Source organism: Delftia sp. WSY_16 (assembly GCF_043104415.1).
GTDB lineage: Bacteria > Pseudomonadota > Gammaproteobacteria > Burkholderiales > Burkholderiaceae_C > Comamonas > Comamonas tsuruhatensis.
Map to the genome: position 1 here is coordinate 213408 of NZ_JBICKS010000040.1, position 12822 is coordinate 226229.

Sequence of the window (12822 nt, forward strand, 5' to 3'; positions counted from 1 at the left end):
TGGCGTCGTTTGCCGGACCTGTACATGCTGAAACTGCCCACCTCTGCTTTTGCCCTTGTGAAGAAACTGCCCGTTCCTTTGGGCGCCGCGCTGGCCTGCCTGGCCTTGGCGGGCCCGGCCGTGGCGGCCGATGCCGCGCGGGAGCCTGGCCAGGCGGCCAGGCAGGCCCAGGCCGAACGCAAGGCCGCGCGTGCCGACATCGCAGCCCAGCGCGCCGTCATCGAGCGCCGGCGCACGGCCCTGGAGTCCGAGTGCTACCAGCGCTTTGCCGTGGAAGACTGCCTCAAGCAGGCGCGCGAAGAGGCCCGTGAGCAGGATCGTCCGCTGCGCGAACGCGAGCTTCAGATCAACGACGAGGAGCGCAAGGAGCGCGCCGTCCAGCGCCTGGAAGACATCGAGGCCAAGAAGGCGCAGAAGGCAGCCTCCACCATGGAGGCCAAGGAACGGCCGCCGGCCGTGCAACGCGATACCCAGGCCCTGCGCGCGCAGCGCGCCCAGGAGGCGCAGCAGCGCGCCGCCCAGCAGGCCAGCCACCAGCGCGAACGGCAGGCCCAGATGGAGCAGCGCCAGTCCGCCCAGGAGCAGGAGCGGCGCGCGGCATCGCGTGCGCAGTTCGAAGCCAAGCAGAAGGAAGCGGCCGAGCGCAAAGCCCGTGCCGCCGAAGCGGCCCGCGAGCGCGGTCCCCAGGCTGCGCCGCTGCCGGCGCCGCCTGCTCCCTGATCCTTTTTTTCTCTGCCACGCGCCAACAGGCCAACCGGGTGGGGGCTGGCGTGAGGGCCTGGATGCTCCAACCCCGGTTCAAGCCGTCTGGGCCGACTCCAGCGCCTCGAGCTTGAGCACCACCAAGGACAGGTTGTCGCCCCCGCCCTGGGCGCGCACGCGGGCCTTGTCGATGAGGAACTCCGTGGCCTCGCGCGGGGTGAGCGCGTTGAGCACGGTGCCCAGTTCCTCGGCCGTGTAGTAGTGCCAGACGCCATCGCTGCAGGCCATGAGGGTGGTGCCCGGATACACGCGCTCGATCACGTGGTGGCTCATGGGCGGTTCGGCCTCGGTGCCCAGGCAGCCCAGCAGGATGTTGGACTTGGGGTGCACATGGGCCTCGAATTCGGTGAGCTCTCCCCGGTCCACCAGCGACTGCACATAGGAATGGTCCTTGGTGCGGTGGACCATGGTCGCGTCCTGGTAGTGGTAGATGCGCGAATCGCCCGAATGCACCCAGTGGCAGCGGCCCTGGGGCAGCAGGACGAAGGCAGCGATGGTGCTGTGCGGCTCCTGCTCGGCCGAAATGGCGGTCAGACGGATCACCGTGTGCGACTCGCGCACGATGCTCTCCAGCAGCGCTGTGCAGTCCTCCTTGCCCGGCTCGAAGCGCTCGAACAGCTGGCGCGCCGTGAGCATGACCTGGTCGGAGGCCTTGCGCCCGCCGCTGCGCCCGCCCATGCCGTCGGCCAGAACGCCCAGCAGGCAGCCGTGGACATACGGGTGGGCCATGAGCATCACCTGGTCTTGCTGGTATTGCCTGTCACCGCGATGGATGCCTGTGGCGGCTTGGAGTCGGTACGCTGGCTGCATGGTCTCTGGTTTGGTGGGCTCTTGGGGCGGTGGATGGGCACACCAGTGGCATGGCGCATATTATCGGAGCGCTGCCCCCGGTGCCGGCTCGCCCGGCTCCCGTGGCGCTGTCTTTTTCAACAACCGGACCTGTCCTGTGCATTCCCTGACCGCCGCCGTGCAGGCGGCCTTCGCCCCGCAAGGCCTGCTGTCGCGCGCCGAGGCGCAGTTCCTGCCGCGTGAAGGCCAGACCCGCATGGCCCTGGCCGTGGCCCAGGCCATCGAAGAGCGCCAGACCCTGGTCGTGGAGGCCGGCACGGGCGTGGGCAAGACCTATGCCTATCTGGTGCCGGCCCTGCTCAGCGGCCAGCGCGTGCTGGTGTCCACGGCCACGCGTGCGCTGCAGGACCAATTGTTCGCACGGGATCTGCCGCGTCTGGTGGCCGCCCTGGGCATGCCGCTGCGCATGGCGCGCCTCAAGGGGCGCAGCGCCTACCTGTGCCTGGAGCGGCTGGAGCGCGTGCGCCAGGGCCGCACGGCGCCGCAGGACCCGCAGGTGCTGCGCAGCGTGGCCCTGGTCGAGCGCTGGGCGCGCACCACGCGCACAGGTGACCTGGGCGAGCTGCCCGCGCTGGACGAGCGCTCGCCCGCGCTGCCCCTGGTCACCTCCACGCGCGACAACTGCCTGGGCTCGGACTGCCCGCATTGGCAGGACTGCCATGTCAACGTGGCCCGCCGCACCGCGCTGGACGCCGACGTGGTGGTCATCAACCACCATCTGATGTTTGCCGACCTCGACGTGCGCGATTCGGGTGTGGCCCAACTGCTGCCCAGCGCGGGCGTGGTGGTGGTGGACGAGGCCCACCAGCTCAACGACACCGGCGTGCAGTTCGCTGGCCTGAGCCTGTCGGGCCAGCAATTGACGGGCTATGCCCGCGATGTGCTGCGCGCCGGCCAGGAACTGGCACGCGGCATGGCCGACTGGATGATGCTCTCGGCGCGTGTGGAGCAGGCACTGCGCGAGCTGCGCCTGGCCGCAGGCAAGCCCCCTGTGGGCGGACGTCTGTCCTGGCAGGGCGTGACGCCGCAGGGACTGGACGCCCAGAGCTGGCGCACGGCCCTGGTCACGCTGGGGCGCAGCCTGCGGGCGCTGGTGGAGCCGCTGGTGCAATTGCAGGTCAGCGATCCCGAACTGCGCAGGCTGCTCGAGCGCGGCAGCGAACTGCTGCGGCGCCTGGCCACCTTCGCGGCGGCGGCCGTGCAAGACACGGTGCGCTGGCTGGAATTGGGCAGCCAGCAGATGCGCATGCTGGAGTCTCCGCTGACCATTGCACACATCATGCGCACGCGGCTGCTGGGTCCGACGCAAGCGCAAGAGCAAGAGCAAGAGCAAGAGCAAGAGCATCAGGAAGGAAGCGGGCAAGACGCCGAGCCGCAGGAAAACGCACCCACCGCCCCGTACGAGCCGCCAGCGGGCACCGCCTGGATCTTCACCTCTGCCACGCTGGGCGACGACGAGCGGCTGAGCTGGTTCACCGAGCCCTGCGGACTGCGAGAGGCCCAGGTGCTGCGCGTGGACAGCCCCTTCGACTATGCGCGGCAGGCGGCGCTTTATGTGCCGCGGCCTTTTGCCGAGGCAGGAAGCCCGGCCCACAGCGCCGAGGTGGCACGCCTGGCGCTGGATGCGGCCCAGCGCCTGGGCGGCCGCACCCTGGTGCTGACCACCACGCTGCGTGCCCTGCACGCCATAGGCGACACGCTGCAGCAGTCGCTGGGGCTGTTCGGTGAACTCGATGTGCTGGTCCAGGGGCAGGCGCCCAAGCTGACCTTGATCGAGCGCTTTGTTGCGGCAGGCGAAGGCAAGGGCGCCAGCGCGGGGCGCGGCTGCATTCTCGTGGCATCGGCCACTTTCTGGGAAGGGGTGGATCTGCCTGGCGATGCGCTGCAGCTGGTGGTCATCGACAAGCTGCCGTTTCCGCCGCCCGACGATCCGCTGGTCGAGGCGCGTTCGCGCAGTCTGGAATCCGTGGGCCGGCAGGCCTTTGCCGACTACATGCTGCCCGAGGCCGCGATGGCGCTCAAGCAGGGCGCCGGGCGCCTCATCCGGCGCGAGACGGATCGCGGCGTGCTTGTGGTCTGCGATCCCAGATTGACCGCCAAGGGTTATGGGCGGCGGCTGCGCGCTGCGCTGCCGCCCATGCGGACCCTGGAGGACGAGGCGGCCTTTGTTCAGGCCCTGCAGGCGCTGGCGCAGCCTGCGCCGCAGGTCACCACAGTTTCCACCACGACTTCTGCTTTGCCGTGACGTCCTTGTCGGCGTCCTGGCCGTACGAGGCGGTCAGCACGCGCTGCGCATCGTCACGCAGCTGGGTCATGCCCAGTGCATCGTATGAGTTCACCAGGATCTGCATGGCCTCGCGCACGGCGGGCACGCCCTGGTAGTCCTTGACGGCGGTCTGCGCACGTGCGATGGCGGCCACGTAGGCGCCGCGTCCGTAGTAGTAGCGGGCCACATGGACTTCGTACTGCGCCAGCGAGTTGACGATGTACTGCATGCGCAGCCGCGAGTCTTCGGCGTAGCGCGACTCGGGGAAGCGCGTCACCAGCTCGCGGAATGACTCGAAGGAGTCCTTGGCGGCCTTCTGGTCGCGCTCGGACAGATCCTGGCGCGACAGCCAGGAGAACATGCCCAGGTTGTCATTGAAGTTGACCAGGCCCTTGAGGTACAGGGCGTAGTCGGTGGCGGGGCTGGCCGGGTGCAGCTTCAGGAAGCGGTCCAGCGTGGCCGTGGCCTGGACCTTGTCGCCGCTCTTGTACTGGGCATAGGCCTTGTCGAGCTGGGCCTGCTGGGCCAGGGGCGTGCCGGCGGCACGGCCTTCGAGCTTCTCGAACAGCGGAACGGCCTTGTCGAACGCACCGGACGCGGCTTCGTCGCGCGCCTCGGTATAGATGCGGTCCGGGGTCCACTTGGCAGTAGGGTCTTGTTGCGTACTGGAGCAGGCTGTCAGGACGCCTGCGACCAGCACGGCGGGAACGATGGACAGGGGAATACGCTGCATGGTGGACGTTTCTCGGGCAATCGAAGGGCGGTGAGAGGGTTGGCGGGCAGGGACGCGGGCCGCGCTGAGGGGCCGCATGAAGCCTGATTTTCCCGCAACCGGGCCGAGGCATTGTAACGGCCTGCGATGCCCGCCCCGCAGGCGGGGGCGGCGGCAAAGGCATGGCCGCGAACGGGTCCCGGCATTGCGGAGCTTTCTACAATGGCGCCCATATGTTTGTCCATTTGCGCCTGCACACCGAATTTTCCGTCGTGGACGGAACCAACCGCATCAACGCCATCGTCAAGGCCGCCGCCGAGGATGGGCAGGTCGCACTGGCCGTCACAGACTTCAACAACCTGTTTGGCGGCGTCAAGTTCTATCGCGAAGGCCGGGCCAAGGGCGTCAAGCCCGTGCTGGGCGCGGAAATCCAGATCGAGGGCGAAAACGGCGCCGCGATCTCGCGCATCATCGTGCTGGTGCAAAGCCCGCTGGGCTACCACAACCTGTCCGAGCTGCTGGCCCGGGGCTGGACCCGCAATGTGGTCAAGGGCCAGGCCGTGCACACATGGGCCTGGCTGCAGGAGCTGGGCGAAGGTCTGATCGTGCTGGCCGGCGCCCAGGCCGGCCCGGTGGGCCAGGCACTGATGCGCGGTGACGAGGCCGGCGCAGCAGCCGTCGCCCAGCGGCTGGCGAGCATGTTCCCGCACCGCTTCTTCATCGAGCTGCAGCGCGCAGGCCGGCCTGACGACGAAGCCCATGTGCTGGCCGCCGTGCAACTGGCCGATCGCCTGAACCTGCCCGTGGTCGCCACGCACCCCATACAGTTCTTCGGCCCCGACGACTACGAAGCGCACGAGGCGCGCGTGTGCATCGCCGAGGGCGAGATCCTGGCCAACCCCAAGCGTGTGCGCCGCTTCACGCGCGACCAGCATTTCAAGACCGTCGCGCAGATGCAGGCGCTGTTCGCCGACATTCCCAGCGCCATCGCCAACACCGTGGAAATCGCGCGTCGCTGCAGCCTGACGCTGGTGCTGGGCAAGCCGCAGCTGCCCAACTTCCCCGTGCCCGAAGGCATGACCATGGACGAGTTCTTCCGCCAGGAGTCCTTTGCGGGACTGGAGGAGCGCCTGGTCCATCTCTATCCCGACCCCGCCAAGCGCGAGGCCCAGCGCGAACGCTATGTCGAGCGACTGGAGTTCGAGATCGGCACCATCCTCAAGATGGGCTTTCCGGGCTACTTCCTCATCGTGGGTGACTTCATCAAGTGGGCCAAGCTCAACGGCTGTCCCGTGGGTCCGGGCCGCGGATCGGGCGCCGGCTCGCTGGTGGCCTACGTGCTCAAGATCACGGACCTGGACCCGCTGGAATACAACCTGCTGTTCGAGCGTTTCCTCAATCCCGAGCGTGTGTCCATGCCCGACTTCGACGTGGACTTCTGCCAGGCCAACCGCGACCGCGTCATCGACTATGTGAAGCAGCTGTACGGCCGCGACGCCGTCAGCCAGATCGCCACCTTCGGCACCATGGCCGCGCGCGCGGCCATCCGCGACGTGGGCCGCGTGCTGGACATGAGCTACACCTTCTGCGATGGCATCTCCAAGCTCATTCCCAACAAGCCTGGCCTGCACGTCACGCTCAAGTACCCGCCCAACCCCAAGAAGGAGGGCGACAAGTACACCTACGCCATCGAGGCCGAGCCCATGTTGGCCGAGCGCATCGACAAAGAAGAAGACGTCAAGACACTGATTGAAATGGCCCAGAAGCTCGAAGGCATGACACGCAACATTGGCATGCACGCGGGCGGCGTGGTGATTGCCCCGGGCAAGCTGGCCGATTTCTGCCCGCTGTACCAGCAGCCGGGCAGCGACTCGGCCGTGGCCATGTACGACAAGGACGATGTGGAGGCCGTGGGCCTGGTGAAGTTCGACTTTCTGGGCCTGGCCACGCTGACCATCCTGGAGATTGCGCGCGAGTTCATCATCAAGCGCCACAAGGGCCAGGAGAACTTCGCATTCGAGAACATCCCGCTGGACGATGCGCGCACCTACCAGCTGTTTTCCGAGGGCAAGACCGAGGCCGTGTTCCAGTTTGAATCGCGCGGCATGCAGGGCATGTTGCGCGACGCCAAGCCCAGCCGGCTGGAAGACCTGATCGCCCTGAACGCCCTGTACCGCCCGGGACCCATGGACCTGATTCCCAGCTTCGTGGCGCGCAAGCACGGCAAGGAAGTGGTGGAGTATCCGCATCCGCTGGTCGAAAAGGTGCTGGCCGAAACCTACGGGATCATGGTCTACCAGGAGCAGGTGATGCAGACGGCCCAGGTGCTGGGCGGCTACTCGCTGGGCGGCGCCGACCTCTTGCGCCGTGCCATGGGCAAAAAGAAGGTCGAGGAAATGGTCATGCACCGCGGGATCTTCCGCGAGGGCGCGGCCAAGCAGGGCATCAGCGAGGAAAAGGCCGACGAGGTCTTCGACCTGATGGAGAAGTTCGCGGGCTACGGCTTCAACAAGTCGCACGCCGCCGCCTACTCGCTGCTGGCCTATCACACGGCCTGGCTGAAGGTGCACTACACGGCCGAGTTCTACTGCGGGAACATGACCGTGGAAATGGACAACACCGACAAGCTCAAGGTGCTGTACGAAGACGCGCTCAAGATGGGCATCAGCTTCGAGCCGCCGGATGTCAACCGCGGCATGTACCGCTTCGAGCCCGTCACCGACAAGGTCATACGCTATGGCCTGGGTGCCATCAAGGGCACGGGCCAGCAGGCCATCGAGGCCATCATCGCGGCCCGTGAAGGCCGCGGCGTGGGCCCGCGCGGCGCCGACAAGGGGCCGTTCAAGAGCCTGGCCGACTTCTGCGTGCGCGTGGACCGCACGCGCCTGAACAAGCGCACGCTGGAAGCCCTGATCAAGGGCGGTGCCTTCGATGCCATCGAACTGAACCGCGCGGCCCTGGTGGCCTCCATCGACCATGCCTTCGAGTTCGCCAACAAGACGCTGGCCAATGCCAACCAGGGCGGGCTGTTCGACATGATGGGCGAGGACGCCGTGGGCTCCAGCACCCAGGAGCCGCCCCTGGCCGATGCCTTGCCCTGGGGCGTGAAGGAGAGGCTGACCCAGGAAAAGACCGCCGTGGGCTTTTACCTGTCGGGCCATCTGTTCGACGAGGTCGAAAAGGAGGTGCGCCGCTTCGTGCGCACGCCGCTGGCCGAGCTGCGCGACAGCCGCGAGCCCCAGACCCTGGCCGGCATCATCAGCGACTTCCGCGCCATCAATGGCCAGCGCGGGCGGCTGGGCCTGTTCAAGATCGATGACGGCTCGGGCGTGATCGAGGCCTCGGTGGACGAGAACACGCTCAATACCTATCGCGATCTGCTCAAGGACGACGAATTCGTCGTCATCACCGGGCGCCTGCAGCTGGACCACTTCAGCGGTGGCCTGCGCATGAAGGCACAGCAGCTGTTCAACCTGGCCGATGCGCGCTGCCGCTTCGCGCGCTACCTGCAGGTCAGCGTGGGCGAGAAGATGCCCGACGTGGTCGGCCTGCTGCGCCAGTTTCCCGCCGTGGTGGAGCAGGGCGAGCATGGCGAGCTGCAGCGCGGCATGAAAGTGCGCCTGGGACTGGTCTGCGAGGACGAGCGCGGCTCGGCCAGCTGCGAGCTGGCCCTGGGCGACGGCAGCCGCTTCTATCCCAGCGACGCGGCCCTGGCCGCCTGGTATGCCCAGGCGGGCAGCGCCCAGGTCAAGGTGGTCTACGAATGACGCGCAAGGTGGCGCAGCGCCCGGTGGCGGCAAGCAGGCACTGCTTTGGTGCGTGCTGGCCAGCCCGGGCAGGCGCCGCGCTTGAATTCTTCAGGCACGCCTCGCATATCCCTTCCGGAAAACAGTGGCTCCGATGGCTAGAATGATTTTCATGGCAACCCAACCCCCTTCGACCCCTCCTGCCATTCCCACAGTGCGGCCCGTGTCCGATGACGACGGCGCCGTGGTGCTGGAGCGGCGGCGCCAGCGCGTGCAGCCGCCGCAGATGTACCAGGTCGTGATGCTCAACGATGACTTCACGCCCATGGAATTCGTCATCATCGTCCTGCAGGAACTCTTCGGCAAGGACCGCGAAACGGCCACCCAGATCATGCTCAAGATCCATCTCGACGGCCGCGGCGTCTGCGGCGTGTACTCGCGCGATGTGGCGGCCACCAAGGTCGAGCAGGTGCTGCAGGCCGCCCAGAAAGCGGGCCATCCGTTGCAGGCCATGTTCGAGCCTGTTGAATAAACCCGGGCCGCCCTGATTTATGGTTGCAGTCAATAATCCCCAGCAAGCGAAAAGGAGTCATCAATGATCGCCCAGGAACTGGAAGTCAGCTTGCACATGGCCTTTGTCGAAGCACGCCAGCAGCGCCACGAGTTCATCACCGTGGAACACCTGCTGCTGGCCCTGCTGGACAACCCCAGTGCAGCGGAAGTGCTGCGCGCCTGCTCAGCCAACATCGATGACCTGCGCTCGGCCCTGTCCAACTTCATCAAGGACAACACGCCCCAGGTCGCGGGCACCGACGAAGTGGACACGCAGCCCACGCTGGGTTTCCAGCGTGTGATTCAGCGCGCCATCATGCATGTGCAATCGACCGGCAACGGCAAGAAGGAAGTCACGGGCGCCAACGTGCTCGTGGCCATCTTCGGTGAAAAGGACTCGCATGCCGTCTACTACCTGCACCAGCAGGGCGTGACGCGCCTGGACGTGGTCAATTTCATCGCCCACGGCATCAAGAAGGGCGAGCCGCCCGAGCCTGCGAAGGCGGAGAACCCTGCGGAATCCGAAGAGGGTGCCGGTGGCGAACGCAACGAAAAGGCCTCGCCCCTGGAGCAGTTCACGCTGAACCTCAACCAGGCGGCCAAGGACGGCAAGATCGATCCGCTGATCGGGCGCGACTACGAGGTCGAGCGCACCATCCAGATCCTGTGCCGCCGCCGCAAGAACAACCCGCTGCTGGTCGGCGAGGCCGGCGTGGGCAAGACCGCGATCGCCGAAGGCCTGGCCTGGCGCATCACCGAAGGCAAGGTGCCCGAGGTGCTGACCGAGGCCGTGGTCTATTCGCTGGACATGGGCGCGCTGCTGGCAGGCACCAAGTACCGTGGCGATTTCGAGCAGCGCCTCAAGGGCGTGCTCAAGTCGCTGAAGGACAAGCCCAACGCCATCCTGTTCATCGACGAGATCCACACGCTGATCGGCGCGGGCGCCGCTTCGGGCGGCACGCTGGACGCGTCCAACCTGCTCAAGCCGGCGCTGTCCAGCGGCCAGCTCAAGTGCATCGGCGCCACCACGTTCACCGAGTACCGCGGCATCTTCGAGAAGGACGCGGCCCTGTCGCGGCGCTTCCAGAAGGTGGATGTGGTCGAGCCCACGGTGGCCGAGACCGTTGACATCCTCAAGGGCCTGAAGTCGCGCTTCGAGGAGCACCACAGCGTGCAGTACGCCGCCGCCGCCCTGCAGGCTGCGGCCGAGCTGTCGGCCAAGTACATCAATGACCGCCACCTGCCCGACAAGGCCATCGACGTGATCGACGAGGCCGGCGCCGCGCAGCGCATCATTCCGGTGGAGCAGCGCAAGCAGACCATCGACAAGGCCGAGATCGAGGCCATCGTGGCCAAGATCGCGCGCATTCCGCCTGCCAACGTGTCCAACGACGACCGCAGCAAGCTGCAGACGCTGGAGCGCGACCTCAAGAGCGTGGTCTTCGGCCAGGACAAGGCGCTTGAAGCGCTGGCCTCCTCGGTCAAGATGGCGCGCTCGGGCCTGGGCAAGCCGGACAAGCCGATCGGCTCCTTCCTGTTCTCGGGCCCCACCGGCGTGGGCAAGACGGAAGCGGCCAAGCAGCTGGCCTACATTTTGGGCGTGGACCTGATCCGCTTCGACATGTCGGAGTACATGGAGCGCCATGCCGTCAGCCGCCTGATCGGCGCGCCTCCGGGCTATGTGGGCTTTGACCAGGGCGGCCTGCTGACCGAGGCCGTGACCAAGAAGCCGCATTCGGTGCTGCTGCTCGACGAAATCGAGAAGGCGCATCCGGACATCTTCAACGTGCTGCTGCAGGTCATGGACCACGGCACGCTGACGGACAACAACGGGCGCAAGGCCGACTTCCGCAACGTGATCCTCATCATGACCACGAACGCGGGTGCAGAGACCATCAACAAGGCCTCGATCGGCTTCACCAACCCGCGCCAGGCCGGCGACGAAATGGGCGACATCAAGCGCCTGTTCACGCCGGAGTTCCGCAACCGTCTGGACGCCATCGTCAGCTTCAAGCCGCTGGACGAGCAGGTCATCCTGCGCGTGGTCGACAAGTTCCTGCTGCAACTGGAGCAGCAGCTTGCCGAAAAGCGCGTGGAGGTCACCTTTACCGACGCGCTGCGCAAGCACCTGGCCAGGAAGGGCTTCGATCCGCTCATGGGCGCCCGTCCCATGCAGCGCCTGATCCAGGACACCATCCGGCGCTCGCTGGCCGACGAGCTGCTGTTCGGGCAGCTGGTCGACGGTGGCCGCCTGGAAGTGGACTGGGTGGCCGACGCCGACGATGCCGACAAGGGCGAGGTCAGGCTCGACATCACGCCCCAGCCCAGGCAGGACCCGGCTTCCGAGCCGGCCGAGCCCAAAGAGGCCACCGCCGACTGATGTGCATCGCCTGATGCCCATCGCGCAAGCCGACAGCCCCCCGGGCTGCCGGCTTTTTCTTTGATCCGCCCGAAGGAGTCTTTGTGGAGTGGCTTCGTCAGTACCTGACCCATGAGAATGCGCTGCTGCTGCTGTCGGTGACCTGGTCGGTCTATGTGGTGATCGTCGCGGTGTGGATCCTTTTGCAGCGCAGCGCACCCGTGGCCACACTGAGCTGGCTGCTGTCCATGGCGGCGATTCCCGTGGGCGGGCTGGCCATCTACTATTTCTTCGGCCCGCAACGGCTCAAGCGCCAGCGCATCAAGCGGCTGCGCGCGCGCAAGACATCGCGCGTGCGCTCGGGCGTGCAGCGGCTGCGCGAGCGCATGCCCGGCAGTCCCGAGCGCCTGCACCAGGTCGCGCGACTGGTGGCCGCCACCAGCGACTTTCCGGTGAGCACGGCCACCGACCTGCGGCTGCTGGTCGGTGGCGCGGCCACCTTCGACGCCATCATCGACGCGGTGAATGCCGCGCGCCACCACATCCACCTCGAGTACTACATCTTCGAGCCCGACCAGACCGGCACGGCCCTGCGCGACCTGCTGATACAGCGGGCCCGCGCAGGCATACAGGTGCGCCTGCTGGTGGATGCCCTGGGCTCCAAGAAGCTGGGGCGGCGCTTTCTGCAGCCGCTGGAGGATGCGGGCGCCGAGGTCGCGCTGTTCCATGGCACCAAGATCGGCCGGCGGCTGCGCCCGGTCATCAACTTCCGCACCCACCGCAAGATCCTGGTGTGCGACGGCAAGGTGGGCTTCACGGGCGGCGTCAACGTGACCGACGAAGAGAACGCGCGTGTCATGCCCGATGCCTACCACGACGTGCACCTGCGCCTGGAGGGCGCCATCGTCAACTGGCTGCAGACCGTGTTCCTCGAGGACTGGGCCTACGCCCTCGAAAAGGACCCCAAGAGCGAGCCCGCCGACATCGACCTGCTGCTGCCGGACGCGCCCGAGGGCCCGCTGCCCGTGCAGATCATCACCTCCGGCCCCGACAACGGCCTGCAGGCCATCTACCGCGCCCATCTTGCGGCCATCAATGCGGCCGAGGAGCGTGTCTGGCTGACCACGCCGTACTTCGTTCCCACGGAGGCCGCGCTGGCCGCGCTCACCAATGCCTCGCTGCGCGGCGTGGATGTGCAGCTGCTGGTGCCGCGCCGCTCCGATTCGGCCCTGGTCACGGCGGCCGCGCGCTCCTACTACGACGAACTGATCCGCTGCGGCGTGCGCGTCTACGAATACAAGGCGCGCATGCTGCACTCCAAGACGCTGGTGGTGGACGGCAGCATCTCCATCATCGGCACGGCCAACTTCGACTACCGCAGCTTCTTCCTGAACTACGAAGTCTGCGCCATCGCCTACGGGCCCCAGCTCAATGGCGACCTGGCGCGCCAGTTCGAGCTGGACCTGGAGCAGGCGCAGCGCGTGCATTTCAAGCGCGACCTGGGCTTCGCACTGCGCCTGTTCGACTCCGGCGCGCGCCTTTGCTCACCCTTGCTGTGATGTCCGGACGCACTTTT

The 12822-nt window shown here is 67.0% G+C and carries 8 protein-coding genes; 6 read left to right on the forward strand and 2 right to left on the reverse strand.

Annotated features, from left to right (window positions below; genetic code table 11):
• Positions 1 to 24 precede the first annotated feature (24 nt).
• On the forward strand, positions 25 to 720 hold the full coding sequence (locus ACF8O7_RS20685) for a hypothetical protein (protein ID WP_016454844.1): 696 nt from the start codon (positions 25 to 27) through the stop codon (positions 718 to 720).
• A gap of 78 nt (positions 721 to 798) precedes the next feature.
• Here ACF8O7_RS20685 and ACF8O7_RS20690 read toward each other — a convergent pair whose 3' ends face one another.
• Positions 799 to 1572 carry a PP2C family serine/threonine-protein phosphatase gene (locus ACF8O7_RS20690; protein ID WP_026062214.1) on the reverse strand — a complete coding sequence of 258 codons (774 nt, stop codon included), beginning with the start codon at positions 1570 to 1572 and terminating at the stop codon, positions 799 to 801.
• Between the two features lie 136 nt (positions 1573 to 1708).
• Between ACF8O7_RS20690 and ACF8O7_RS20695 the strand changes: the two genes are divergently transcribed.
• Positions 1709 to 3856 carry an ATP-dependent DNA helicase gene (locus ACF8O7_RS20695; protein WP_280047899.1) on the forward strand — a complete coding sequence of 716 codons (2148 nt, stop codon included), beginning with the start codon at positions 1709 to 1711 and terminating at the stop codon, positions 3854 to 3856.
• Here the strand turns inward: ACF8O7_RS20695 and ACF8O7_RS20700 are convergent.
• A complete protein-coding gene (locus ACF8O7_RS20700; RefSeq protein ID WP_016446863.1) occupies positions 3819 to 4610 on the reverse strand; it encodes an outer membrane protein assembly factor BamD in 792 nt (263 codons plus the stop codon). The genes ACF8O7_RS20695 and ACF8O7_RS20700 overlap by 38 nt on opposite strands.
• A 212-nt stretch (positions 4611 to 4822) precedes the next feature.
• On the opposite strand from ACF8O7_RS20700, the gene dnaE reads away from it, so the two are divergent.
• From dnaE to cls, 4 genes are all read left to right on the forward strand, one after another.
• Positions 4823 to 8356 (forward strand): DNA polymerase III subunit alpha, encoded by a 3534-nt coding sequence (dnaE, locus tag ACF8O7_RS20705; protein WP_017404787.1) that lies wholly within the window; start codon positions 4823 to 4825, stop codon positions 8354 to 8356.
• Positions 8357 to 8489: 133 nt separating this feature from the next.
• Positions 8490 to 8867: an ATP-dependent Clp protease adapter ClpS gene (gene clpS, locus ACF8O7_RS20710; RefSeq protein ID WP_016454840.1), complete on the forward strand. Its 378-nt coding sequence runs from the start codon at positions 8490 to 8492 to the stop codon at positions 8865 to 8867.
• Positions 8868 to 8930: 63 nt separating this feature from the next.
• On the forward strand, positions 8931 to 11267 hold the full coding sequence (gene clpA, locus ACF8O7_RS20715) for an ATP-dependent Clp protease ATP-binding subunit ClpA (protein WP_126312738.1): 2337 nt from the start codon (positions 8931 to 8933) through the stop codon (positions 11265 to 11267).
• Between the two features lie 83 nt (positions 11268 to 11350).
• Positions 11351 to 12805 carry a cardiolipin synthase gene (gene cls / locus ACF8O7_RS20720; protein ID WP_126312737.1) on the forward strand — a complete coding sequence of 485 codons (1455 nt, stop codon included), beginning with the start codon at positions 11351 to 11353 and terminating at the stop codon, positions 12803 to 12805.
• Positions 12806 to 12822: the final 17 nt, after the last annotated feature.

Excerpts from the sequence above, each read along its gene's own strand:
- ACF8O7_RS20690 (WP_026062214.1), bottom strand. The coding sequence starts at position 1,572 with ATGCAGCCAGCGTACCGACTCCAAGCCGCCACAGGCATCCATCGCGGT.
- dnaE (WP_017404787.1), top strand. The coding sequence starts at position 4,823 with ATGTTTGTCCATTTGCGCCTGCACACCGAATTTTCCGTCGTGGACGGA.
- clpS (WP_016454840.1), top strand. The coding sequence starts at position 8,490 with ATGGCTAGAATGATTTTCATGGCAACCCAACCCCCTTCGACCCCTCCT.
- ACF8O7_RS20685 (WP_016454844.1), top strand. The coding sequence starts at position 25 with ATGCTGAAACTGCCCACCTCTGCTTTTGCCCTTGTGAAGAAACTGCCC.
- clpA (WP_126312738.1), top strand. The coding sequence starts at position 8,931 with ATGATCGCCCAGGAACTGGAAGTCAGCTTGCACATGGCCTTTGTCGAA.
- ACF8O7_RS20700 (WP_016446863.1), bottom strand. The coding sequence starts at position 4,610 with ATGCAGCGTATTCCCCTGTCCATCGTTCCCGCCGTGCTGGTCGCAGGC.